Source organism: Bradyrhizobium sp. 190, assembly GCF_023073415.1.
Classification (GTDB): domain Bacteria; phylum Pseudomonadota; class Alphaproteobacteria; order Rhizobiales; family Xanthobacteraceae; genus Bradyrhizobium.
This window is the reverse complement of sequence record NZ_JADPJL010000032.1, coordinates 57,218-82,053: the sequence shown is the minus strand read 5'-3', so window position 1 is coordinate 82,053 and position 24,836 is coordinate 57,218. Positions and strand designations below refer to the sequence as shown.

The following is a 24,836-nucleotide window of genomic DNA, read 5'->3' as shown; positions in this document are numbered from 1 at the left end:
GTTCGTGCAGGTACTCGCATAGTATTTCATTGATGGATCAATCGTCGTCGCCGCGGCTCTTGGCCAATTCCTGATCGAGCCGTTCGCACAACGTTGCGAGAAGGCGGCGCGTCTTCGCGAATTCCTCGGCGCTGATTCCCCTGGCCAGGGCGTTCGCCCATGGCGCTTGCAACCGGCTCGCGGAACCAAAGGCATCTTCTCCCCGTTTCGTCAGCGCAACGAGATGCGCGCGGCGATGGTGCGGGTTGGGGCGCAGCTCAACGAGGCCATCTTGCCGTATCTCGTTGACGATGCGCTGAACGCCTTGGCGATTGAGTCCCATGTTCCGCGCCAGCCACGCCACCGGTTGCGGGCTCGGCGCCAAAGCGATGGCACCCAGCACCTGCCAGCGCGCGCTGGTGAGCCCTAGATCGGCGACAAGCCGGTCGCCAGCCGTGAGCAGGCGCCCGTTGAGCCGGAACACCGCAAGGACCAGGCCAGTCAGGGCGTCGCCGCCAGGCGTGTGTCGTTTGGCTGTCATTTGACAAATAGTAGTCAAGATGACAATATATTGTCAATATGAAATATGCAATGTGGAGTGACTCATGTTTGCAGGACAGCTTGCGACGATTGTCGCCGCCGCGTTCGCCGGGGCTGCGTTCTACGTCAATTTCGCCGAGCAGCCGGCGCGTCTCGGTCTCGATGACCGAGCCCTCTTGAAACAGTGGAAGCCAAGCTACGACCGTGGCCTTCAGATGCAGGCGAGTGGCGCGGTCATTTCAGGCGTGCTCGGTCTGATCGCCGCCTGGCTGACGCAGGATTGGCGCTGGATTGTCGGCGCTGTGCTCATTCTTGCAAACTGGCCCTATACGCTCGTTGGCATCATGCCGACCAACCGCGCGTTGAGAGCGATTGCCGAAGAAGACGCCGGGGCGCAATCACGCGCGCTGATCGTGAAGTGGGGAGGCCTGCACGCTGTCAGAACGGCGCTCGGGATCGCGGCGACGCTGGCCTACCTGTGGGCACTCAACTAGCGACAGGGACGATGCCTTCAACCCGCGTCACTGCAGCGCCATGCCCGAGGTCGCGATCACCTTCGTCAGTTTCTCGTGGTCCGCCTTCATCAGCGTGGCCAGATCGGCAAGCGGCATTGGCTTGCCCGGGATGTTGGCGACCGCGAGCTGACGCTGCACCTCCGGATTCTGCAGCGCCTTGTTGATGCCGTCGTTGATCTTGCCAACGATGGCATCGGGCGTTCCCGCCTGAACATAAATGCCGTACCACGGTACATAGGTGGCTTCCGGAAATCCCGCTTCCGCAATCGTCGGCACATCAGGCAGGTCGGCGACGCGCTTGTCCGTCATGACGGCCAGCGGCTTCACGCTGCCCGCCTTGATGTGCGGCAATGCCAGTTCGAGCGACACGATCTCGAAATGCATCAGGTTCGTCATCAGGTCGATCAGGGCCTGCGGCTGGCCCTTGTAGCCGACATTGGTGAGCTTGATGTTCGCGGCCTGAAACAGTTTCTGCGCGCTCAGGTCGATGGAGGAACCAGTGCCGGGATTGCCGAAATTGAGTTCGCCCGGCTTCTTGCGCGCAATCTCGACGAATTCCTTGATGGTGCTGGCCGGCATCGATGGATGGACCAGCGCCACGCTTTGATTCCAGACGGCGAGGCCGACGCATTTGAGGTCTTTCAGCGCGTCCCAGCCGGCGTCCTTGTAAAGCGTCGGGTTGACCAGCGCGGCCGGGCCGGTGACGAGCCAGGTGTAACCATCAGGTTCGCTACGCGCCACCGAGGCCGTGCCGATATTGCTGTTGCCGCCCGGCCTTGCTTCGATGACGACGGTCTGTTTCCAGTCGCGGCCGACCTGTTCGGTCACAGCGCGGGCGACGATGTCGACGATGCCGCCGGCGGGGTAGGGCACGATGATGCGGATCGGGCGGTTCGGGTAATTGCTCTGCGCCTGTGCGGCATTGGCGAGCAGCATGGCCGCGCCCAAAGCAGAACCCACAGCGAAGCCCAGCACGGTTTTGATCCGGCTCATTCTTCCCTCCCCATATTTTACGCATCGTTCGAGCGATGCGCTTGCCCCTCTAGCGGGGGTATTCAGTCGTTGGCCACCAGCGAGCGGATGCTGCGCGCCAGGCCCAGCATGCGCGGCGCGCACTCACGCTCAATCTGTTCGGCGTTGAAACGAAACGAGGGAATGCCGCAATTGACGGAAAGGCAGTCGCCCGAGGGCGTACGGTACAGCGGCGCGGCGACGCCGAAGATTTCGCGCCGCCATTCGCCGAGCGAGATCGCAAAGCCGCGCTCCTTGCAAAGCTCGACATCCGGCAGCGTCCGCGCCTGCACATAGTCGGCTTCTTCCGGACGCTCGGCCTTCACGTTCGCCACATAGGCGTCGAGATCTTCCTTGGTGAACAGCGACAGCAGCGCGCGGCCAACCGCGGTCGGCGCCAGCGAGCTGGCAAACCCGACATCCGGCAAATGCGTCACGGCGTCGGTGGTGCGCAGCGTCTCGACATAGATGAAGTCGAGGCCGAACGGCATCGCGATGGAAACCGTGCCGCCGGTGTAGGCGGCGAAATCGCGCATCAGGGGCCGCGCCAGTTGCCGCACCTTCAGCGCCGACAGCACGGGATAGGCGGCGGCCAGAATCCCGAGCCCGAGCTGGAAGCGTCCTTTGGCATCGCGCTTGAGATAGCCGAGTTGCGCCAACGTGTAGGTCAGCCGCGACACCGTCGGTCGCGACAGGCCGGTATGCAGCGCAAGGTCGGCGTTCGACAGCGAGCCGCTGCGGTTCCGGAACGCGGCCAGCACGTCGAGCCCATGCGCCAGCGTGGTCGCGAAGGAGGGATCTGCCTGGTCCTCCGGCATTCGGTGCCGGGTGGAGGGATCAACGGTGGAGAGGGCTGCCATGGTCAAAGATTGGTCAAAATCACGAACTCTGTCAATATATCGGAATGAATTTGCAAATCGTGTCGATATACGGTTAGGTTTCGCTCAAAAGCGGGAGGGCGACATGGATTTCGATCTTTCCGGTCGATCGGAAACATGGCTGGAGAAGCTGCAGGCGTTCTTCGATCAGGAGGTGCTGCCGCGCCACCGCGCCTGGCTTGCGCACGTCGACGAGGGCGAGGCCGTGCCCTTCATGGGCGATCTTCAACGCAAGGCGCGGGCAGCAGGGCTGTGGAACCTCGGTCTTCCCGAACTGTCCGACGACGAGCCCGGCACCCGGCTTTCCAATCTCGAATATGCGCCGCTGGCGGAAATCATGGGCCGGCTGTTCTGGGCGCCTGAGGTCTTCAACTGCCAGGCGCCCGACGTGCCCAACATGATCGCGCTGCAGAACTGCGCCACTTCTGAACAGAAGGTGCGCTGGCTGCAGCCGCTGTTGGAAGCCAAAACCCGTTCGGCCTTCGGCATGACCGAACCGGACGTGGCTTCATCCGATGCCACCAATGTCGCCACGCGGATGGTCCGCGACGGCGACGACTACATCATCAACGGACGCAAATGGTTCATCACCGGCGCGGCGCATCCGAAATGCAGCTTCCTGATCGTGATGGGCGTGACCGATTCCGATGCCGACCGAACCAGCCGCCATTCCTGCATCATCGTGCCGATGGATACATCAGGCGTCCGTCTGGTGCGACGGCTGCGGTGGATGGGATGTGAGGATCACGTCGCCCCGATCGGCGAACTCACGTTCGATAACGTTCGTGTCCCCCGCGCGAACCTGCTCGGTGCCGAAGGCGAAGGTTTTAAGGTCGCGCAGATTCGCTTGGGCCCCGCGCGCATCCATCATTGCATGCGCTCGATCGGGCTGTGTGAACTGCTGATCGAACTGATGATGGTGCGTTCATCGGAGCGCTCCGCCTTCGGGCGTACCGTGATCCAGTATGATACCGTGCAGCGCTGGATCGCCGAATCCCGCGTCGAACTCGAACAGGCGCGGCTGTTGGCCTATCGCTGCGCGTGGCGGCTCGATCAGACCGGTCACCAGGACGCGTGGCGCGACGTCTCGCTGATCAAGGTGGCGGTGCCCGCGATGCTGCAGCGGATCGCCGACCGCGCCATGCAGGTGTTCGGCGCGATGGGCGGCTCTGACGATACGCCGATCCATCAGGCGCTGGCCTGGGGGCGCCTGCTGCGCATTGGCGACGGCCCCGATGAAGTGCATCTGCGGCAGATCTTTCGCATGGAGTCGATGCCGTCCTGGTCGATTGCAAACTCGCCCTACCTGTCCGCACATCCGTCCTGAGCGGTGGTAAGACAGGAACGTTTCGTAATTTCTTGAAAGGCGTCTTCGGATGACGATCACTGATCAACCCCTTGCCTCGCAGGACGCCGCGATCGACAAGGAGTGGCTGCGCCAGAAATATGTCGAGGAGCGCAACAAGCGGCTACGCCCTGATGGCAATGACCAGTATCTGCGCGTCGCAGGACAGCTCGCGCATTATCTCGACGATCCCTATACGCCCGTCACCTCGCGTGAGGTGAAGACCGACCACGTCAGCTTCGCCTTCATCGGCGGCGGCTTTGCCGGGCTCGCCACCGCGGCGCGCTTATCCGAAGCCGGCATCGGGGATGTCCGCATCATCGAGAAGGGCGGCGACTTCGGCGGCACCTGGTACTGGAACAGGTATCCGGGCGCGCAATGCGATACCGCATCGATGGTCTACATGCCGCTGCTCGAAGAAACCGGCCACATGCCGTCGGAGAAGTATGCGCATGCGCCGGAAATCCTCGCGCACTGCCAGCGCATCGGCAAGCAATATGGCCTCTACGAACACGCGCTATTCCACACCGAGGTCGTGAGCCTCGATTGGGACGAGGCAAAATCGCGCTGGAATATCCGCACCAATCGCGGCGATGCCTTCACCGCCCAGTTCGTCGGCATGGGTACCGGGCCGCTGCACGTGCCAAAACTTCCCGGCATCGACGGCATCGAATCCTTCAAGGGACACTCGTTCCACACCAGCCGTTGGGATTACGATTACACCGGCGGCGACCCCAAGGGTGGACCGATGGAAAAACTGGCCGACAAGCGCGTCGGCATCATCGGCACCGGCGCCACTTCCGTCCAGTGCGTGCCGCATCTCGCGCGCGCCTGCAAGGAGCTCTACGTCTTCCAGCGCACGCCATCCTCCGTCGACATCAGAGCCAACGCGCCGATCGATCCAGAATGGTTTGCAGGGATCGCGACGTCAGGCTGGCAACAGCGCTGGCTGGAGAATTTTACCGCGAACCAGGCCGGCGGCTCCGCGGAAGAAGATCTGGTGCAGGACGGCTGGACCGATCTGTCGCGGCGAATTCGCGCCAGGATCATGGACCTGCCGCGTGAACAGCGCACCCCACCAAACATGCTGGCGGCGTTCGAGGATTCCGATTTCGAGAAGATGGAGGAAATCCGGTCGCGGGTCGATGCTGTTGTCAGCGACCGCGAAACGGCCGCGAAGCTGAAAGCCTGGTACCGCCAGCTCTGCAAGCGGCCGTGCTTCCACGACTCCTATCTGCAAGCCTTCAACACGCCAGGCACGCATCTGGTCGATACCGACGGCAAGGGCGTCGAGCGCATCACCGAGAACGGCGTCGTCGTCGCAGGGACAGAATACAAGCTCGACTGCATCATCCACGCCTCGGGATTCGAGGTCGGCACCGAATACAAGCGGCGCGCCGGCTTCGATCTGACCGGCCGTGGCGGCATCAAGCTATCGGACCATTGGGCCGAGGGCATGCGCACCAAGCACGGCATCCACGTCCATGGCTTTCCGAACGCATTCTTCGTGCAGCCGACGCAGGGCGCCAACCTCATCTCAAACGTCCCGCATAATCTGACCGAGGCTGCGAAGACGATTGCGTTGATGATCCGGCATGCGCAGGCGAACGATTTCAAGGAGATCGAAGTCACCCGGGAAGCCGAGGACCGCTGGGTCGAACTGCTGCTGACCGGCGCCGGCCGCATGATCGGCTCGCCCGACTGCACGCCTGGCTACTACAACAATGAAGGGCGCGAGCCGGGTCCGGCGGCCAAGCTCAATGTCGGGCATCCCGCAGGCCCGTTGGCCTATTTCAAATATATCGACGGGTGGCGCAACAGCGGCCAGTTCGAGGGGCTGCAGTTTCGCTGACGTCGTTTTTCGATTTTTGTTTGCGCAAGGGAGTACACAACAATGAGCCAACCAGCCACGACGGAAATGTCCAAGGAATCCCCGAAGGAGGCTTCCGCCTCCGTCATCGCGCAGCACGCGGCGACGCTGAAGGCGCTGCCGTTCTCCGACGTCAGAGATTTCGACGACGCGGCGCGGGGCTTTCTCGGCACGGTGGAGAACGCCAAAATCACGTCGCCACAGGGCAGGGTGGTCTGGAGCCTGGAGCCCTACGGCTTTCTCTCCGCGGAACAAGCGCCGCCGACGGTCGACCCCAGCCTGTGGCGGCAGTCGCGGCTCAACATGCACCACGGCCTGTTCGAGGTAGTGCCCGGTGTCTACCAGGCGCGGGGGCTCGACATCGCCAACATGACGCTGATCGAGGGTGACAGCGGCGTGATCGTGGTGGATACGCTGACCTCGATCGAGGGCGCGCGGGCCGCGATGGAGCTTTACTTCCAGCACCGGGGCAAGCGGCAGGTCAGCGCCGTCATCTTCACCCATACCCATACCGACCATTGGGGCGGCGCGCGCGGTGTGCTCGATGACGCAACGCTCGCCGGCGGCAAGGTGCCGATCATCGCGCCCAATCTGTTCATGGAGCACGCGGTCTCCGAAAACATCATCGCGGGTCCGGCGATGTTGCGCCGCGCGATGTATCAGTTCGGGCCGCTGCTGGCGAAGGGCGTACGCGGGCAGGTCGATTGCGGGCTCGGCAAGACCATGGCGGCGGGTGCGGTCGCGCTGCTGCGTCCGACGGACCTCATCATCGCGACTGGTGACAAGCGAACCATCGACGGCGTGGAATTCGAGTTCCAGATGGCGCCGAACAGCGAAGCGCCGGCGGAAATGCATTTCTTCATCCCGCGCTACAAGCTTTTGAACCTCGCGGAGAACTGCACGCACAATTTCCATAATCTGCTGCCGTTCCGCGGCGCCGACGTGCGCGACGCGCTGGCGTGGTCAAAGTATCTCGGCGAAGCGCTGCAGATGTGGGGCGGTAAGGCGGACGCGATGTGCGGCCAGCATCATTGGCCGGTGTGGGGCCATGAGCGGATCGACACCATGATCCGCCAGCAGCGCGATCTCTACAAATTCGCGCATGACCAGACCATCCGGTTGATGAACCACGGGCTCACCGCGGCCGAAATCGCGGAAGCTATCCGCTTGCCGGCGAGCCTCGAGGGGGCCTGGCACGGCCGGGGCTATTACGGGCACATCCGGCATAACGTGAAGGCGATCTACCAAAAGTATCTCGGCTGGTACGACGCCAATCCCGTCAATCTCGATCCGCTGCCGCCGGTGGAATCAGGCAGGAAGTATGTCGAGTATATGGGTGGCGCGGATGCGATCCTCGCGCGCGCGGCGAAGGATTTTGCCAAGGGGGAATTCCGCTTCGTCGCGCAGGCGGTGAGCCATCTGGTATTCGCCGAGCCGGACAACCAGGCGGCGCGTGCGATGCTGGCCGACACCTTCGAGCAACTCGGCTATGCCTCGGAGAGTTCGACCTGGCGCAACGCCTATCTGTTCGGCGCGCAGGAATTGCGACAGGGCATGCCCAAGGTGCCGCCACGCTCGACGATGCCGCGCGAAACGCTCGCCGCGTTGCGCACCGAACAGCTGTGGGACGTGCTCGGCGTGCGCCTCAACGGCCCCAGGGCCGAAGGCAAGCGCATCGTGCTGAACTGGAATTTCACCGATACCGATGAGACGTTCACCCTCAATCTGGAAAATTGCGCGCTGACTTATGCCGCGGGCGCGCAAGCGTCCGATGCCGACGCCAGCTTCACGCTTCCGCGCGGCGTGCTCGACGAAGTGATCGCCAAGCTGACGACATTTCCGGAAGCGGTCGCCTCCGGCAAGATCAAGGTCAGCGGTGATCCGATGCGGCTTGGCGAGTTGATGACGTTGATGGACGAGTTTCCGCGAATGTTCGAGATCGTCGAGCCGAAACGGACGGCGGTGAGTTGAGTGAAGTGTAGAACGAGTAGGGTGGGCAAAGGCGCACTTGCGCCGTGCCCACCACCATCGGCATCTTGCCTGGAGATGGTGGGCACGCTGCGCTTTGCCCACCCTACGATTTCCGTCGCAATGTCGCGGACTGCTACTCCGCGCTGCTCACCAGCTTGATCCGCGGCTCGGCTTCCTCCATCAGGCCGCGATAGGCGGCGAGATAATCCAGCGCCATGCGCCGCGCGGTGAAGCGGACCTCGAATTGCTTGCGGATGGCGGCGCGGTCCAGTCCGCCGAGACGGTCGACCACGGCGACCGCGCTGGTCTCGTCCTCCACGACGAAGCCGGTGAGACCGGGGTCGATGATCTCCGGCACCGATCCGCGGTTATAGGCAATCACGGGCGTGCCGCAGGCCATGGCTTCGATCATCACGAGGCCGAACGGCTCCGGCCAGTCGATCGGTACCAGGAGACCGATCGCGCCGCTGAGGAAATCGGATTTCTCGCGGTCTGAGATCTCGCCGATATATTCGACCAGCGGATTGGCCTTGATGAGCGGGGAGATCAACTCGTCGTAATAGTCCTGGTCGGCGCGGTCGACCTTGGCCGCGATCTTGAGCGGAATGCCACATCTTGTGGCGATGCGGATGGCGCGATCCACGCCCTTTTCCGGCGCGATCCGCCCGAGCACCGCAAGATAGGACGGTTGCACCGGCTGCGGCGTCAGCAAATTCTCCGGCAGTCCGTGGTAAATGGTGCGCACCCAGTTGGCCTGCGGCACCGGCCGGCGCTGCGCGTTGGAGATCGAGATCACCGGAACCTTGGAGAAGGTGGTGAACGCCGGCTGATGCTCCGGAAGGTCGAGCCTGCCATGCAGGGTGGTCAGGAACGGCGTCGGCTGCCGGTAGAACAGCGAGAATGGATAATAGTCGAGATGAAAGTGCAGAAAATCGAACTCTTCATCGTCGCATTTCTGCCGCACGCGCTCCAGCATCACCATATGCAGTGCATTGGGATCCCGCACTGAGCCGTCGAGACGCAGCGCTTTCGGCCACATTGCGTCGAGTTTCGCTGAGGTGCGTGAATCGCCGCTGGCAAACAGCGTGACGTCGTGCCCCAATGCCACAAGTTCCTCGGTCAGCCAGTGCACCACCCGCTCGGTGCCGCCGTACAATTTGGGGGGGACAGCCTCCGTCAGCGGGGCGACCTGCGCGATGCGCATATTTGCGTCTCCTTTTTGGAATGGTGGTTGAACAAAGCCCTCAGCCCACGATCGACACCGGCGTGCCAATAGCGGGAACGTTCCCGCATCTGTGAAGTTCCTTTAGTCAGCACATCTTGCTTCTTCCACACGGCTGTCTTGCTGATGCCATCTGACACCAACAGATTTACGTCCGTCTCGATGCTGCAGAATTGTTGCGCAGTGATGGCCACGCGCGCGGAAACCCGAAGCGGCATTCTTCACGTCGTCGTGTGCGACACGCGTTAGGGATTCTCGTTCACTCTCAACAGGTTTGCGGAACTCATGGACAATCTTTCAGGGTATGTGCGACGGCCGTTTTCATTTGTGCTGCGCTATCTGCGCCGGCGTCGCACGGCCCATGTGGTCATCGTGTCTGCCGTCGCTGCAGCGGTTGCCTGCTCAGTGGGCACGCAGTACGGCGTGAAACATCTGGTCGACAGCCTGACGGCCGGTTCGTCGCACGCGAGCAGCGTATGGCTGGCATTCGCTTTTCTCATGTCGCTGATTGCGGCAGATAATCTGCTGTGGCGGGTCGCAAGCTGGACGGCGAGCTTTACTTTCGTCGGCGTCACCGGCGATCTCCGCCGCGACATGTTCCGCCATCTGACCGGTCACGCCCCCAGCTATTTCTCCGATCGGCTGCCAGGCATGCTGACCAGCCGTATCACCGCGACTTCCAACGCGGTGTTCACCGTTGAAAACATGTTTGTCTGGAACGTGTTGCCGCCGTGCATCGCGACCATTTCGGCGATACTGCTGATCGGAACCGTCAGCCTGGCGATGTCCGCGGGGTTGATCGTCATCGCGGGTATCATGCTGATGGCGATGTTCCGCCTCGCGGCGGCCGGCAAGCCACTGCATGACGATTTTGCCGACAAGGCGGCTGCGGTGGACGGCGAGATGGTCGACGTCATCAGCAACCTGCCGCTGGTCCGCGCATTCTGCGGCCTCAGCTACGAACATGACCGCTTCGACGCCACCGTCGAGCGGGAACTCGACGCCCGTGGACGCAGCCTGCGCTATCTCGAGAAGCTGCGGCTGCTTCACGCCGTCGTGACAATCCTGCTGACGATCGCGCTGCTGGCGTGGGCTATCACGCTCTGGCAGCAGGGCGGGGCGACTACCGGCGACGTCGTGCTGGTCTGCACGCTCGGGCTTTCGATTCTGAGCGCGACGCGCGACCTCGCGGTGGCGCTGGTCGACGTGACCCAGCACGTCGCCCGCCTGACCGAAGCGATCGCGACCCTGTTGCTGCCGCATGAGCTGAAGGATCATCCCGAGGCCGAGCCGCTGATCCGCAGCGGCGCTGCCGTCGCCTTCAATAACGTCGCGTTCCACTATCCCGGCGGTGCTCAGGTGTTCGAAAAGTTCGCCTTGCGCATTCAGCCAGGACAACGGGTCGGCCTAGTCGGTCATTCCGGCGGCGGAAAATCCAGCCTGTTCGCGCTGTTGCAGCGGTTCTACGATATCCAGCGTGGCAGCATCACGATCGACGGCCAGGACATTTCGCGGGTGACGCAGCAAAGCCTGCGTGAGGCGATCTCGGTGGTGCCGCAGGACATCTCGCTGTTCCACCGCTCGATCATGGAAAACATCCGCTATGGGCGGCCGAACGCGACCGACGACGAGGTGCTGCGCGCGGCGATCGCGGCGCGTTGCGACTTCATCGAGAATCTTCCCGAGGGGATGTCGACCATGGTCGGCGATCGCGGTATCAAGGTCTCCGGCGGGCAGCGGCAGCGGATCGCTATCGCGCGTGCCTTCCTGAAGGACGCGCCGATCCTGTTGCTGGATGAGGCGACCGCCTCGCTCGACAGTGAATCCGAAGAGGCGATCCGCGAGTCGCTGTCGCGGCTGATGCGCGGACGGACCGTGATTGCCATCGCCCATCGTCTCGCGACCTTGCGCAATTTCGACCGCGTCGTGGTACTGCAGGGCGGAAGGATCATCGAGGATGGACCGCCGGATATTCTCGTGCAGGGAAGGGGTCCTTACCGCGAACTGGTCGCGCGCGAAATGGGCCGTCTCGCGAGCCATGCGGCCTGATCTGCGGCAGTAGCGTTTGCGTCCCGATGCGTCCATCACCACGCAAGGAAATCGCTTGAGGTCCAGATGACAGCCGAAGTCACTCAACTGATCGCCATCGAGGCTGCCGAACACGTCGCGGAATCGCCGTTCTACATCCCGATGACGGGCCCAGCGACGCGGCAGCGCCGCTCGCTCAAGCACGACGACACCTTCATCGTCCTGGACAGCCACGGCGATATCGGCGCCTCTGCCGGCGGGCCTGACGGCCTGTTCAACGCCGATACACGCTATCTCGCCCGGCTGGAGATGGTGCTCGACGAGGTCCAGCCGCTGTTGCTCGGCTCCAATCTGCGCGACGACAATTCGGCGCTGACCGTCGACCTCACCAATTCCGACGTTTACCGCAACGGCAGGCTGATGCTGCAGAAGGACACGCTGCACATCGTACGCTCGATTTTCCTGTGGCGCGGCACGGCCTATCAGCGCATCGCCCTGCAAAATCACGGCGACCTGCCGGCAAGCTTCGATCTCACGTTATTGTTCGACAATGATTTCGCCGATCTGTTCGAGGTGCGCGGCGAGCGCCGGCCGCGCCGGGGAGTAGGCTCCAGCCGGTTGCTCGGCCCCGCCGATGTCGTGTTGGAATATAGCGGGCTCGACGGCCAGGTCCGCATTACCGCCCTGCATTTCGAGCCGCGGCCGACACGGCTCGCCACTCACTCGGCGACCTTTCATTTCGAGCTGGAGCCGAAGGAATCGACCGCATTGTTCGTTGCGGTATCCTGCAACAAGCCGATCATGCAAAAGCCGGTGCCGTTCTTCCGCGGCCTGTTGGCGCACCGTCGCGAGATGCGGCGTTTAACGAGCGGCGCGGCCAGCATCGAGACGTCGAACGATATCTTCAACGAGGTGCTGTGCCAGGCGATGGCCGACCTCAACATGCTGATGACCGAAACGCCGCAGGGGCGATACCCTTATGCGGGCATTCCCTGGTATTCGACCACGTTCGGCCGCGACGGATTGATCACTGCGCTGCAGATGCTGTGGATCGATCCGCGCATTGCCCAGGGCGTGCTGCGGCGGCTCGCTTTCTTCCAGGCCAAGACCACAGATCCGCTCGCCGACGCAGAGCCCGGCAAGATCCTGCACGAGATGCGCGGCGGCGAGATGGCCGCGCTGCGCGAGGTGCCGTTCGCGCAGTATTACGGCAGCGTCGATTCCACCTCGCTGTTCGTACTGCTGGCCGGCCTTTATGTCGAACGCACCGGCGACGAAGAAACGCTGGCCGAGCTGTGGCCGGCCATCGAGGCGGCGTTGCAATGGATCGACGGCCCCGGCGATCCCGACAAGGACGGATTCGTCGAGTACCAGCGCGCCACCGAACAGGGGCTTGCCAACCAGGGCTGGAAGGATTCCTTCGACGCGATCTTCCATGCCGATGGGCAACTCGCCGAAGGCTATATCGCGCTGGCGGAGGTTCAGGGATATGTCTTTGCCGGCAAGCGGCTGGCGGCGCGCTGTGCCCGGCGCCTGGGATTGATCGATCGGGCGGCGGCGCTCGAATCCGCGGCGCTGCTCCTTGCCGAGCGCTTCGAAGAGGCGTTCTGGTGCGAGGAACTCGGCACCTACGCCGTGGCACTCGACGGCGCCAAGCGGTCGTGCAAGGTGCGAACGTCGAATGCCGGCCAGCTTCTCTTTACCGGAATCGTCCGGACCGATCGTGCGCGACGGGTCGCGGCCGATCTGATGAGCCACAAATTCTTTTCGGGATGGGGCATCCGCACCGTCGCGCGCGGCGAAGCCCGTTACAACCCGATGTCTTATCACGATGGATCAATCTGGCCGCATGACAATGCGCTGATCGCGCTCGGCTTTGCGCGCTACGGCCTCAAGCATTCGGTGGCGCATCTGTTCAAGGGCCTGTTCGACGCCGCGAGCTACATGGACCTGCGGCGGCTGCCGGAATTGTTCTGCGGATTCCGTCGCGAAAGGCGGCGCGGACCGGTGCTCTATCCCGTCGCCTGTGCGCCACAGGCCTGGGCCAGCGCGACGCCTTTCACCCTGCTGGAAGCGGCGCTCGGTCTCGAGTTCGATGCCGCGCACGGTGAGATCCGTCTTCGCGATCCGCGCCTGCCGGAATTCCTCAACGAGGTGCTGTTGCGCGATCTGCGGCTCGGGCCTTCCAGCGTCGATTTGAGGATTCGCCGTCACGGCGATGAAGTATCGCTCGAGGTCGTGCGAACGCGCGGTCAGATTCAGGTGTCGATCGTATTGACGCATTAGGAGCCATGCGCGGCTCATGCATCTGGAGGTCAGGAGGCCACATGCGCATCGGTATTCTCATCCTGTTTCTGATCACCGGGTTAGCCGGCATCCCGGCGGCTTATGCGGCGGAGGACACCGGCGCGCCGCAGGGCGGCCGCACCGCGCCGCAAGATTCCGCAAAGGAGCCTCCGCCGCCGCCGTCGGTCACGGTCATTGGCGCCAAGGATGCCCACGGCATTCTCGGCCGCGAAGTTCGCAGCGCGGCGAACGAAAATATGGGTCGCGTCGTCGACGCGATCGTGGATCGCGAGGGCAACGTGCGCGCCGCGGTGATCGATTTCGGCGGCTTTCTCGGCGTCGGCAGCCGGAAGATCGTCGTCGACTGGGGCGCGCTGCGTTTCGGCGGAGTTGCCAACAAGCGTGACAGCATCACGCTCGAGCTGACCAAGGCGCAGGTCGCGGCGGCGCCCGAATACAAGGAGGACGCGCCGGTCATCGTTCTCGGTGCGGCCGGCCGCCTGCAGCCGTGGGATTTCGATCATTAAAGCGTTTTCGAGCGAAGTGGAGACCGGTTCGCGTCAAGAAAACGCGTCAAATCTAGAACCGAGTGCATGATCCGGAAAAGTGGATACCGGTTTTCCTCGGGACAAACGTGAAGCGTTTGCCCGGAGATCATGCTCAAATGAGGAGGTGAGCAGCCTGGTCGCGCGCCCGTCCCAATCGATTGAGCGGATTGACGACGATCGCCATGGGCGATCCGCCGAGGGGGGCCATGTTGTGCCGCTGCCGCCTGCGCCCGGCGGCAGGCCAAAACCGTCGCGTGAAAGCCAGCGCGGCCTCGACTGGTTCATCTTCTTTCTCGCCGACGTCCAGACCGGCTTCGGTCCGTTCATTGCGGTCTATCTGACCACGCAGAAATGGACGCAGGTCGAGATCGGCTTCGTGCTGTCGATCGGCGGCATCATCGGCCTGCTCGGGCAGATGCCGGGCGGCGCCATCGTCGACTACGCGCGTTCCGAGCGGCTGATGGCGGGCCTGGCGGTCGCCACCATCGGCTGTGCCGCGCTGGCCTATGCGTTATGGCCGATTTTTCCGGTGGTGACTGCCGCGGCGACACTGCATGCGCTGGCGAGCTGCGTGCTGGGTCCGGCGATTGCGGCGATCAGTCTCGGTCTGGTCGGGCCGTACGCGATCGGGGAGCGGCTTGGGCGCAACGCCCGCTTCGCATCGCTCGGCAACGGCTCGGCGGCGGCGCTGATGGGCGCGACCGGTTACCTGGTGTCGAACCAGGCGGTGTTTATCGTTACCTTCCTTCTGGTAATTCCGACGTTGCTGGCGCTCTCCCGGATTCGCGGGCAGGAAATCGACGTGGCGCAATCCCACGGCGCCGTGGTGCGTGAGGTTCCCGATAAAGAGGCCACCAGCGTATTGCATCTGCTGCGCCAGCGTCCGCTGCTGATCTTTGCCGGTGGCGTGCTGCTGTTTCAGCTCGCGAACGCCGCCATGTTGCCGCTGATGGCCGGCGTCGTCACCACGCGATCGAGCCAGTGGGCGCCGGTGCTGATTGCGGCCTGCATTATCGTGCCGCAAGCCATCGTGGCGTTGACCTCGCCGTCGGTCGGCCGCAAGGCGCAGATATGGGGCAGGCGGCCCCTGCTGCTGCTGGCGTTCGGCGCGCTGGCGATCCGCGGCCTGCTGTTTTCGGTGGTGAGCGATCCCTATCTTCTGGTCGCGGTGCAGGTGTTCGACGGCATCACCGCGGCGGTGCTTAGCGTGATGATCCCGCTGATCGTGGCCGATGTCGCCTTCGGAAGCGGCCACTTCAATCTCGCGCAAGGCGTCGTCGGAACCGCGACGGGCATCGGCGCGTCATTGAGCACGGTGCTGGCGGGCTATATCAGCGACACCTTCGGGAGCAGTACGGCCTTCATCGGGTTGGCCGGGATCGCAGCGCTCGGCTTGACGGTAATCTGGCTGTTCATGCCGGAAACCCGCCGGACCGAGTAAGCGTGAGGCGCGCGGTCAGTAGCGCCGCGATGGCCAGCGACGCGCCGACGCCGGCGACGCAGGCGGTCCATCCGAAGCGGTCAAACAACTGGCCGAGCACGGCGCTGCCGACCAGGCCACCGAGAAAATAGCAGGCGAGGTAGGTCCCGCTGGCAATGCCGCGGTTGTCGCTGGCGGCCTGCCCGACAAAGCCGGTTGCGCAGGCCTGTGCGAAGAATGTGCCGATGCCGACCAGCACCATTCCCGCCAACACCGCCAATAGATGCGAAGACAGCATCAGCGGCAGGCCCAACGCGGCGACCGCGAGCGCGCCCCAGATCGCCGGCCGCGTGCCGAAGCGCGCCACCGCCTTGCCCGCGAACAGCGTCGTGACCACCGAGGGCGCGAAGACGAAATAAACCAAGCCGAGATCCATCCGTCCGAGTGACAGCGGCGCGCGTACCAGCACGAAATTGACGAAGGTGAAGGTGCCGATGAAGGCAAACAGGATGCAGAAGCCGATGACGAAGGCCGAGCGGAGCGCTGGGTTGCGCCAATGCCCGATCGTTGCCGCGAACGGCAATCGTGCCGCGGGCATCGCATGCATCGGCTTGACGCGGTGGATGGTGAAGTACACCAGCACGGCGCCGGCGAGATTGAGCAGAGCAAAGAAATAGAAGTTCGAGGCCAGCCCGAGCGTATCGACCATTGCGGCCGACACCAGCCGTCCGATCAGATTGCTTGCGACGTTGCCGGTGATATAGGCGGCGAACGCGCCACCTGCATCCATCTGATTGCATTGCTCGCCGAGATAGGCGAGCGTCAACGCAAAGGCGGAGGCCATGCAAAGGCCCTGCGCAATGCGCAGGATCGTGAACACGGTTAGATCGGGGGCGCTCGCCAGCAGCGTGGTGGGGATCGCGACCAGGATCAGGCTCAGGAGAATGCCGAACCGGCGGTCGATGTGCGGGCTCAGGAAACCGACCACGAGTCCCGCGACCGCCATGCCCATGGTGCTCGCGTTGACCGCAAAGCCCATCGCGGCGGGGGTTACGTTGTAATGCCGGGTCAGTGAGGGAAGGATCGCCTGCGTGGCGAACAGATCGACCACCGTCAGGAACGCCGTGAGGCCGATGACGAGGGATCGCAGCACCACGCCGGGTGAGTGACCGTGCATTTCCATCGCTTCCGATTTCATTTGCGCGGAGATGCCGGTCATGGCGCTTCTCAATGCTGTTCCTGAGAAAGAAGGATGTGACGCCTGGGCGTGTGGGGCGACACGGGGATCCCAGACCGTCACATCCGGTAACGAGACGTCGGGTGGCGCTCGTTACAACTCCTTACATGTTGTGGTCGTGCGGATCCTTGCGGACGTCGCCGACATAGAGAATGACGGTCTCCTTGCCGAGGTTCTTCCACCAGTGCGAGGTGCCGGCGACTTCCGGCCTGATCTCGCCGGCCTTGTGCACGATCGGGTCGGCGCAGTTGCTGGCATATTCGACGATCTCGCCCTGCTGGACGAAGATCAGCGCGGGGCGGTCGTCATGGCTGTGCCAAGGCACGATGCCGCCGGGCTCGATCGTCAGCTTGCGGAAGCGCAGTTCGCGATTCCTGATATTGGCCGGCTGTTTCTCGAGGTTGATCGAGCCAAGTGTGACGTCGGTGACGCCGACCGGCTTGTGATCGACCATCGGGCGGACGTTCGGCTGCATTTTGCCAGCGGGGCATTCGCCCGCAATGGCGCCGGAGGTCACCGCAAGCGAGCCTGCGATGATTGCGGCAAGCGCAAGGCCTAGCCGGATCGTACGTGACGTGACGTTGGATTTGGACATGTCGTGATCTCCTCTTCAGGTTTTGCGGCCCCGAATGATCCGGCCGGCTACGTCCACGACAATCATTGAATTTGCGTGCAGGAGGAAATGCCGGTTGGCTCTCAACTCCATAGCGTCGCGCTATGCGCTGAAGTCGATAGCGGAGGGCTATTGGCAACCTCTCAATACGTCGCGGCTATCGAACCGATTGTGCAACGGCATTTCTCATTCAGGTCAGACGGCTCTTTGATGGGACAGCGCCCGATGGCGGGCGTCACCACCATCCAGAGGAATCTCCATGAAAACCTTTTCCAAGACCCTGATCGCCGCCACGGCGTTTGCCGCCATAGCCACCACGGCCTTCTCGCAAGTTCCCTGGGAATTCAATCCGGGCATGGCCTACATGTATGCCGGCCCCGGCAAAATGTCGGCGATGGCCATGGCGGCGAGCCCCAAGAATCACGACGCAATGATGAAGAACGCTAGGAAGGTGCCAAACAACACCGTGTTCTTCATGGACAAGGGCCAGCTCTACTCGACCTCGGGTATGCTCGACCCGACCGGCAATTTCTATCTGCCCTGAGCCTTTAGGTGCTGAAGCGTTTGGGCCGCCCTTGCGGGGCGGCCCGGACCGGAAAATAATACTGATATGCCGGAGCACACCATGACGACAACGCTATCATCAGCCAACGCCGAACGCCTCAAGCAGGCGTTCCAGCAATGTCGCGACATGGAAGGCAGCTTGCGCGAGCAGCTCGAGGCCTACGCGGCGGCGGGCCGGGAGATCTTTCCGGCCTATGGCGAAGCGGTCGACCGGCTTGTGGCACGGCTCAACGAGAACGGCGGCGGCGAAAATGCACCGCGGCCGGGCGAAGTGATGCCGCCGTTTCTGCTGCCGGATGAGACCGGCCGGCTGGTCAGCCTGAAATCACTGCTCGACCACGGCCCGGTTGCGGTGATGTTTTATCGCGGTCATTGGTGTCCTTATTGTCGGCTGAATGTGCGGGCGGTGATTCAGGCCCAGGACCGGATCAAGGCTTTGGGCGCGCAGACCGTTGCGATCATGCCGGAGAAGCAGGCCTATGCCGAGAAATTCAAGTCCGAGGCGGAAGCGCCGTTTCCGGTACTGACCGACCTCGACAATGGCTACGCGCTGTCGCTCAATCTTGCGATGTGGCTCGGCAGCGAAATCCAGCGGCTGCTTTCATATCAGGACATGGCGAGCTTCCAGGGCAATGACGGCTGGGTGTTGCCGATCCCGGCGACCTTCGTCGTCGGCCGCGACGGATTGGTGAAGGCCCGCTTCGTCGATCCAGATTTCCGCAAGCGCATGGCAATCGATGACCTGATCGCCGCGCTGAAGAGCGCGAGCGAAGAACAGTAACGCGTCTCTCAGACGCCCGACGACTTGCCAATGAATTGCTGCCAGTCGGCGCCGCGCAGCATCCGCATCACAGCAGATGCTACGGCGGTCCGTTCACGCCCGGCAACGCCATAGAGGTTCACGGTCCGCCGCGCATCCAGCCCTTCGACGATAGCACGCTTCAGCGTCGGCGGGATCGAGGCGGTATCGGGCACCACGGCGACGCCGATATCGGCTTCCAGCAGCTCGATCAAATCGCGTTCAGAAGCGATTTCGTGGCTGCGATCCACATCGAGCCCGTGCTCGCGAAGCGACGTGTTCACCCGCGCCGCATGTTCACAGTAGTTCCGCGACAGCAATTGCTCGGCGCGCAGGTCGCCGAAATCGATTTTGTCACGCATTGCCAGCGGGTGGTTCTTGTTGACGACGAGCTGAAAGTTTTCCGTGAACAGCGGCCAGGTGTCGAGCCGGTCCCATTCCTCGCTGATTTCGGCGGCAATGCCGAGCTCGGCTTCGCCCTTCTTGAGAAACTCCGCGACTTCGCGGGCGTTGCCGCGCAGAAAGCGGAACTCCAGACGATTGAACATCCGCTTGATCTGGTCGAGATGCGAAATCAGCAGCGACAGGTCGACAGAATGGGTCAGCGCAATCCTGAGCGCTCCGACTTCGCCGCTCTTGAAGGATGAGGCGAGTTCGCGCGCGCCGGTCGCCGCCTCGTAGCACTGCTTGAGCAGCGGATGCATGCGCTGGCCGAGCTCGGTCAACTGCGCGGCGGGCCGCTCGCGGCGAAACAGATCGCCGCCGAGTTCGGCTTCCAGTTGCTTGATGGCCCGCGTCAGCGACGGCTGCGTGACGTTGCACTCGTCAGCGGCACGCGTGAAGTTGAGTACACGCGCCACCGCGAGGAAGTAGCGAACCTGATGCATCTCCATGGTCGTGCCTCGGTCTATGGTGCGGAGAACGTACCCGATCGCGGCGTCCGATGACACCATAACCGCGATAGCGCCAGCGTATGGTTTCGGAAGCCAATCGGCATTTCCTCGAATGAAGACAGCCGGGCAGAGTGGGGCGGAGATGGTCAGCGTAAAGCGCTGAATCCCCCACAAAAGGACGGCCATGAATATTCAGCTCAAAACGCAAGGTGTGGCGGCTCGGCGACCGCTGACAGGCAAGGTCTCGCTGGTCACGGGCTCGACCAGCGGCATCGGGCTCGGGATTGCCCGCGCGCTGGCGGAAGCCGGCTCGGCGGTGGTGCTGAACGGTTTTGGCATCGTGGCCGAGATCGCCAAAACCCGGGATCAGATCGCCGCCGATTTCGGCGTCAAGGTCAGCTATTCCGCGGCCGACATGACGAGCCGGGAGGCGATCGCCGAGATGATCGCGGCGACCGTCGCCAGTCACGGCCGGCTCGATATTCTGGTCAACAATGCGGGCATCCAGCATGTCGCGCCACTTGACCAGTTTCCGGTCGAGAAGTGGGACGCGATTCTGTCGATCAACCTGTCATCGGCGTTTCACACCATGCGGCTGGCACTGCCGGCGATGCGCCAGAACAAGTTCGGGCGGATCGTCAACATCGCCTCCGCGCACGGTCTGGTCGCTTCGCCCTTCAAAGCGGCCTATGTCGCGGCCAAGCACGGCATCGTAGGTCTCACTAAGGTCGCGGCGCTGGAGACCGCGGAAGACGGTATTACCTGCAACGCGATCTGTCCCGGGTATGTCTATACGCCGCTGGTCGAGGCGCAGATCGACAGCCAGGCCAAGGCGCACGGCATTTCCCGCGAGAAAGTCATCCACGACGTTCTGCTGGCGCAGCAGCCCAACAAGCACTTTGCCTCGGTCGAGGAATTGGGCGCGCTGACGGTGTTTCTCGCCAGCGACGCAGCGGCATCGATCACCGGCATCGCGCTGCCGGTCGATGGCGGCTGGACCGCGCACTAGCACGACGAAGATCCCAAGGGAGCGTGACATGAACGATGTTCAGGACATCCATTCCTCGACGCATGTGAAGTCGCCGGCCAAATCCAACCCCGGGCAGGTTGTGCTGGTGCTGCAGGGCGGCGGCGCGCTCGGCTCCTATCAGGCCGGCGTCTACCAGGCGCTGTATGAGGCCGGGATCGAGCCGGACTGGATCATCGGCACCTCGATCGGCGCCATCAACGCTAGCCTGATCGCCGGCAATGCGCCGCAGAACCGGCTGTCGCGCTTGCGCGAATTCTGGAAGAAGATGGAACAGAATCCGGTCTGGAGCTTTCGCGGCATCTTCCCGGGCTTCAATGAAAAGCTCTCTTACTGGTCGACGGTGACTCACGGCATTCCCGGTTTCTTCCGGCCCAACCCGCTCGCCCATGCCGGCGACGGCTATCCGCTTGGCGCTGACAATGCCGGCTATTACTCGACCTCGCCGCTGGAGCAGACGCTGACAGAGCTGGTGGACTTCAATCTGGTCAATCAATGCACGCCGCGCCTGACGGTCGGCGCCGCCCATGTCCGCACCAGCCAGATGCGCTATTTCGACAGCCGCGATGGCGAACTCGGCGTCAGGCACATCATGGCGTCGGGCGCGCTGCCGCCGGCTTTCCCGGCGGTGCGCATCGACGGCGAGCTCTATTGGGATGGCGGTATATTATCGAACACGCCGACGGAGGCCGTGTTCGACGACAATCCGCGCAAGAACTCGCTAATCTTCGCCGTGCATCTGTGGAATCCGTCCGGCGCCGAGCCGACCACGATGACGGAGGTGCTGAACCGGCACAAGGACGTGCAGTATTCGAGCCGCATCGCCAGCCACATTGCGCGGCAGCAGCAGGCGCATCGCCTGCGCCATGTCATCAACCAGCTCGCCGCGCGCCTGCCGGAAGCCGAGCGGAACAGCGAGGCGGTGAGCGAGCTCGCCGGTTATGGTTGCCCGACCCGGATGCATGTCGTGCGTCTGCTCGCCCCGCAGCTCAGCCGCGAGGACCATACCAAGGACATCGATTTCAGCCCGTCCGGGATCATGCAGCGCTGGGATGCCGGCTACCGCCACACCAAAGCGGTACTCGAAAAGAAGCCCTGGGTCGGCGAGTTCGATCCGCTCTCCGGCGTCATTCTCCACGAGCAGATGGAAGTCATGCCGGAGGCGGCGGAATAGCCGGAGTCACGCGATGATGGAAGGCGCGATTGTTTTGCGATACAGCGCGCTGTAGCAGGCGGCCGACAGATCCCAGCTAAACGACCGCGCCATGGCGCTGCGCCGCATCGCATCGAGGCGGTCCTTGGCGCGGAACGTATCGAAGGCGCGCCTGACGCCGCCGAGGAAGGACTCCGCGGACGGCTTCGGAAACAGGAAACCGGTTTCGCCGTCCTTGATGGTTTCCGCCAGCCCGCCGGTCTGGTGACCAATCGGCAGCGATCCGAACCGCTGCGCATACATCTGACTCAACCCGCACGGTTCGAACCGCGAGGGCATCAGCGTGAAATCGCTGCCGGCAAAAATTCGCCGCGCCTGGGCGTCGTTGAAGCCGATGACGACACCGATCGCATCCGGCCTGCGGCGGTGCGCGTTGACCAGCGCCTGTTCGATCTGGGCCTCGCCGCTGCCGGTCACCACGATCTGCCCACCTGCCTCGATGATTTCGTCGGCCGCGGACAAGACGAGATCGACGCCCTTCTGGTGAACCAGGCGGGCAACAAGCCCAAACAGCGGACCGCGCGACAGCGCCAGGCCAAACTGCTTGCGGACGTAATCGGCATTCGCCTGTTTGCCTTCCCAATCGCCGGGGGCGAAGGTCTGCGCCAGATGCGCGCAGGCGCTGGGATCCCAGCTTTCGTCGATGCCGTTCAAGATGCCGGTCAGTTGCGCGGCGTCCGAGCGGCGCTGCAGCAGACCTTCCAGCCCGCAGCCAAGTTCGCGCGTCGTGATCTCCTTCGCATAGGTGGCGCTGACGGTGGTCAGATGCGAGGCGTAAACGAGACCGCCCTTGAGGAACGACACGTGGTCGTAGAACTCGAGCCCGTCGATGTGGAAGGAGCTTTCGGGCGCCCCGATCCGGCGCAGCGAGTCCGGCGGGAACAGCCCCTGATATGCCAGATTGTGGATGGTCAGGATCGAGGGAACCTTTGAGCCTCGCCATGCCAGATAAGCCGGCGCGAGCGCGGCCTGCCAGTCGTTGGCATGGACCAGGTCTGCTGCCCAATTCTTGTCCAGGGTGCCCGCGGCAAGTTCGGCGGCGGCGGATGCGAAGCGGCCAAACCTGACGTCGTTGTCCGGCCAGTCGCGCCCGGATTCGTCGCCATAGGGGTTGCCCGGTCGGTCATAAAGTTGCGGGCAGAGCAGGACGTAAACCGGCAGGCCATCCTTGGTCGCTGCCCGCCCGAGCGAGCATGCCGGCATCTCCGCCAGGGCGGGGCATTCCCCAACGATTTCAATGTGGGTGAACTGTTCGACGATGTCCCGATAACCGGGCAGCATGATCCTGACGTCACTCCAGCGGCGCAGTGCCCGGGGCAGCGCGGCGGAAACGGCAGCGAGACCGCCCACCCGGACAAAGTCATCCATTTCAGTGGTGACGAACAAGACCTTCAAGGCAAACGCCCTCGTACCAGCCACTGTGATACTGATGCAAGAATGGGTCCAACTTCCTTACGTGTTACAACGCGCGCTGCGGGCCGTCGTTCCTAAGCGAACTACTTTCCTGTCGACGCTGCACAATTTAGGGTCACGCCCGCTAACCAAAACGAATGGCCGCAAAAGGCCGGGGAGTTTCACGCAATGACGATAGCCGGCAATGATCAGAGGAATTTGACAGGCAGCTTCGCGGGCCTGCGGATTCTCGATTTCTCAACCACGATTGCCGGACCTCATTGTACACGAATGCTCGCCGATATGGGAGCGGAGGTTATCAAGATCGAGACCGAGGAAGGCGAGACGATGCGGACCCGCCCGCCGGTGCGGAATAATTGCTCGACCGCCTTCGGCCAGCTCAATGTCGGCAAGAACAGCCTGGTCCTGGATTTGAAGTCGCCTGAGGGATCGGAGGCGGTCCGCCGGCTGGTCGCGACCGCGGACGTGCTGGTGGAAAATTTCCGTCCAGGCGTGATGCGGCGATTGAAGCTCGATTACGCCTCGCTGCATGAGGTCAACCCGAAACTGGTCTATTGCTCGATCTCGGGATACGGCCAGACTGGGCCGTCGGCCGAACTGCCGGCCTATGCGCCGGTGATCCACGCGGCCTCCGGTTACGAGATGGCGCATCTGGCGTACCAGCCGGGACGAAGCCGGCCGGACTATTGCGGGATCTACCACGCCGACGTGCTCACCGGCGTCTATGCGTTCGGCGCCATCTCGGCGGCGCTGTATCAGCGCACAGCAACCGGGCAGGGCCAGCATATTGACGTCTCGATGCTGGAATCCATGCTGAGCCTGACGCTGAACGAACTGCAATGGTCGCAATTCGAGGTGAAGCCGACGCAGCGGCCGATGTTCGGTCCGATCGAGACGACGGACGGCTACGTGATGATGGCAATCGCCAGCGAGAAAACTTTTCAGAGCCTGATGCAGGTGATCGGTCATCCCGAATGGGTGAGCGATCCACGCTTTGCGAAATATTCCGATCGGCGGGAAAACTGGACGAGCCTGATGGAAGGCGTGGAAGCGTGGTCGCGTACTGTCACGACCGGGCAATGCCTCACGGCTCTCAATACGCACGGCGTTCCCTCATCGGCCTACCGCACCGTCGCCGAGGCACTGCGCGATCCGCAGATTGCCCACCGCGGTGCATTGGCCGAGGTCGAGGACGGCGGCGGCACCTTCAAGGTGCTCAACCTGCCGTTCCGCATGTCGGGCGCCAACGTGTCGGCGGCGAGGCGCATGTCGACGCTCGGCGAGCACACGCGTGCTTATCTGAAAGAGACTGGCCTGTCGGAGGATGAAATCGCATCCTTTGCCGGCAACGCGCAGGTAGTCGCACGCGGCTGACAGCACGGTCCGCATAGCGAAACATGAACCTGCGGCGTTTCATCCGCGGGTTGCGAACGGCCTTGCTCGCGACGGAAATTCCAGACAATC

21 protein-coding genes are annotated in these 24,836 nt (G+C 63.1%); 13 read left to right on the top strand and 8 right to left on the bottom strand.

Annotated features, from left to right (window positions below; all coding sequences use genetic code 11):
- Positions 1–37: 37 nt before the first annotated feature.
- A complete protein-coding gene (locus IVB22_RS19750) occupies positions 38–520 on the bottom strand; it encodes a helix-turn-helix domain-containing protein (protein WP_247518951.1) in 483 nt (160 codons plus the stop codon).
- A gap of 64 nt (positions 521–584) precedes the next feature.
- Between IVB22_RS19750 and IVB22_RS19745 the strand changes: the two genes are divergently transcribed.
- A complete protein-coding gene (locus IVB22_RS19745; protein WP_247518950.1) occupies positions 585–1,013 on the top strand; it encodes a DUF1772 domain-containing protein in 429 nt (142 codons plus the stop codon).
- A gap of 27 nt (positions 1,014–1,040) precedes the next feature.
- On the opposite strand, the gene IVB22_RS19740 is transcribed toward IVB22_RS19745, so the two are convergent.
- Both IVB22_RS19740 and IVB22_RS19735 read right to left on the bottom strand, forming a co-directional pair.
- A complete protein-coding gene (locus IVB22_RS19740; RefSeq protein ID WP_247518949.1) occupies positions 1,041–2,027 on the bottom strand; it encodes a tripartite tricarboxylate transporter substrate binding protein in 987 nt (328 codons plus the stop codon).
- Between the two features lie 62 nt (positions 2,028–2,089).
- A complete protein-coding gene (locus IVB22_RS19735) occupies positions 2,090–2,905 on the bottom strand; it encodes an IclR family transcriptional regulator (RefSeq protein WP_247518948.1) in 816 nt (271 codons plus the stop codon).
- Between the two features lie 103 nt (positions 2,906–3,008).
- Here IVB22_RS19735 and IVB22_RS19730 point away from each other — a divergent pair, with 103 nt between their 5' ends.
- Genes IVB22_RS19730 through IVB22_RS19720 form a run of 3 tightly spaced genes read left to right on the top strand, consistent with a single transcriptional unit; the run spans position 3,009 to position 8,109 of the window.
- Entirely contained in the window at positions 3,009–4,250 is a 1,242-nt protein-coding gene (locus IVB22_RS19730; RefSeq protein WP_247518947.1) for an acyl-CoA dehydrogenase family protein, read from the top strand.
- Positions 4,251–4,299: 49 nt separating this feature from the next.
- A complete protein-coding gene (locus IVB22_RS19725; RefSeq protein WP_247518946.1) occupies positions 4,300–6,120 on the top strand; it encodes an NAD(P)/FAD-dependent oxidoreductase in 1,821 nt (606 codons plus the stop codon).
- A 42-nt stretch (positions 6,121–6,162) separates the two neighbouring features.
- Positions 6,163–8,109, top strand: coding sequence for an alkyl/aryl-sulfatase (locus tag IVB22_RS19720; RefSeq protein ID WP_247518945.1), 1,947 nt, complete (start codon positions 6,163–6,165; stop codon positions 8,107–8,109).
- A 133-nt stretch (positions 8,110–8,242) separates the two neighbouring features.
- Here the strand turns inward: IVB22_RS19720 and IVB22_RS19715 are convergent, their stop codons facing one another.
- On the bottom strand, positions 8,243–9,313 hold the full coding sequence (locus IVB22_RS19715) for a glycosyltransferase family 4 protein (RefSeq protein WP_247518944.1): 1,071 nt from the start codon (positions 9,311–9,313) through the stop codon (positions 8,243–8,245).
- 303 nt (positions 9,314–9,616) lie between these two features.
- On the opposite strand from IVB22_RS19715, the gene IVB22_RS19710 reads away from it, so the two are divergent.
- The 4 genes from IVB22_RS19710 (at position 9,617) to IVB22_RS19695 (ending at position 15,634) form a co-directional block, all read left to right on the top strand.
- Entirely contained in the window at positions 9,617–11,380 is a 1,764-nt protein-coding gene (locus IVB22_RS19710; RefSeq protein WP_247518943.1) for an ABC transporter ATP-binding protein, read from the top strand.
- A 66-nt stretch (positions 11,381–11,446) separates the two neighbouring features.
- Complete coding sequence (locus IVB22_RS19705; RefSeq protein ID WP_247518942.1) at positions 11,447–13,645, top strand: amylo-alpha-1,6-glucosidase; 2,199 nt, start codon at positions 11,447–11,449, stop codon at positions 13,643–13,645.
- A 41-nt stretch (positions 13,646–13,686) separates the two neighbouring features.
- Positions 13,687–14,172 (top strand): PRC-barrel domain-containing protein, encoded by a 486-nt coding sequence (locus IVB22_RS19700; RefSeq protein WP_247518941.1) that lies wholly within the window; start codon positions 13,687–13,689, stop codon positions 14,170–14,172.
- A gap of 232 nt (positions 14,173–14,404) precedes the next feature.
- Positions 14,405–15,634: an MFS transporter gene (locus IVB22_RS19695; RefSeq protein ID WP_247518940.1), complete on the top strand. Its 1,230-nt coding sequence runs from the start codon at positions 14,405–14,407 to the stop codon at positions 15,632–15,634.
- On the opposite strand, the gene IVB22_RS19690 is transcribed toward IVB22_RS19695, so the two are convergent.
- Positions 15,606–16,832 (bottom strand): MFS transporter, encoded by a 1,227-nt coding sequence (locus tag IVB22_RS19690; protein ID WP_247518939.1) that lies wholly within the window; start codon positions 16,830–16,832, stop codon positions 15,606–15,608. The genes IVB22_RS19695 and IVB22_RS19690 overlap by 29 nt on opposite strands.
- Before the next feature lie 121 nt (positions 16,833–16,953).
- Entirely contained in the window at positions 16,954–17,445 is a 492-nt protein-coding gene (locus IVB22_RS19685) for a cupin domain-containing protein (protein WP_247518938.1), read from the bottom strand.
- Between the two features lie 277 nt (positions 17,446–17,722).
- On the opposite strand from IVB22_RS19685, the gene IVB22_RS19680 reads away from it, so the two are divergent.
- Positions 17,723–18,007, top strand: coding sequence for a hypothetical protein (locus IVB22_RS19680; RefSeq protein WP_247518937.1), 285 nt, complete (start codon positions 17,723–17,725; stop codon positions 18,005–18,007).
- An 81-nt stretch (positions 18,008–18,088) separates the two neighbouring features.
- The gene (locus tag IVB22_RS19675; protein WP_247518936.1) at positions 18,089–18,808 is read left to right on the top strand and encodes a peroxiredoxin-like family protein; all 720 of its coding nucleotides are present in this window, start codon (positions 18,089–18,091) and stop codon (positions 18,806–18,808) included.
- Positions 18,809–18,816: 8 nt separating this feature from the next.
- Here IVB22_RS19675 and IVB22_RS19670 read toward each other — a convergent pair whose 3' ends face one another.
- On the bottom strand, positions 18,817–19,719 hold the full coding sequence (locus IVB22_RS19670; protein ID WP_247518935.1) for a LysR family transcriptional regulator: 903 nt from the start codon (positions 19,717–19,719) through the stop codon (positions 18,817–18,819).
- A gap of 184 nt (positions 19,720–19,903) precedes the next feature.
- Here IVB22_RS19670 and IVB22_RS19665 point away from each other — a divergent pair, with 184 nt between their 5' ends.
- Together IVB22_RS19665 and IVB22_RS19660 are read left to right on the top strand one after the other, a co-directional pair.
- Complete coding sequence (locus tag IVB22_RS19665; protein ID WP_247518934.1) at positions 19,904–20,728, top strand: 3-hydroxybutyrate dehydrogenase; 825 nt, start codon at positions 19,904–19,906, stop codon at positions 20,726–20,728.
- Between the two features lie 28 nt (positions 20,729–20,756).
- Positions 20,757–21,920: a patatin-like phospholipase family protein gene (locus IVB22_RS19660; protein ID WP_247518933.1), complete on the top strand. Its 1,164-nt coding sequence runs from the start codon at positions 20,757–20,759 to the stop codon at positions 21,918–21,920.
- Between the two features lie 6 nt (positions 21,921–21,926).
- Here the strand turns inward: IVB22_RS19660 and glgA are convergent, their stop codons facing one another.
- Positions 21,927–23,354, bottom strand: a complete 1,428-nt coding sequence (gene glgA, locus IVB22_RS19655) for a glycogen synthase GlgA (RefSeq protein ID WP_247518932.1) — start codon at positions 23,352–23,354, stop codon at positions 21,927–21,929.
- 186 nt (positions 23,355–23,540) lie between these two features.
- Here glgA and IVB22_RS19650 point away from each other — a divergent pair, with 186 nt between their 5' ends.
- Complete coding sequence (locus tag IVB22_RS19650) at positions 23,541–24,746, top strand: CaiB/BaiF CoA-transferase family protein (RefSeq protein ID WP_247518931.1); 1,206 nt, start codon at positions 23,541–23,543, stop codon at positions 24,744–24,746.
- The last annotated feature ends 90 nt before the right edge of the window (positions 24,747–24,836 follow it).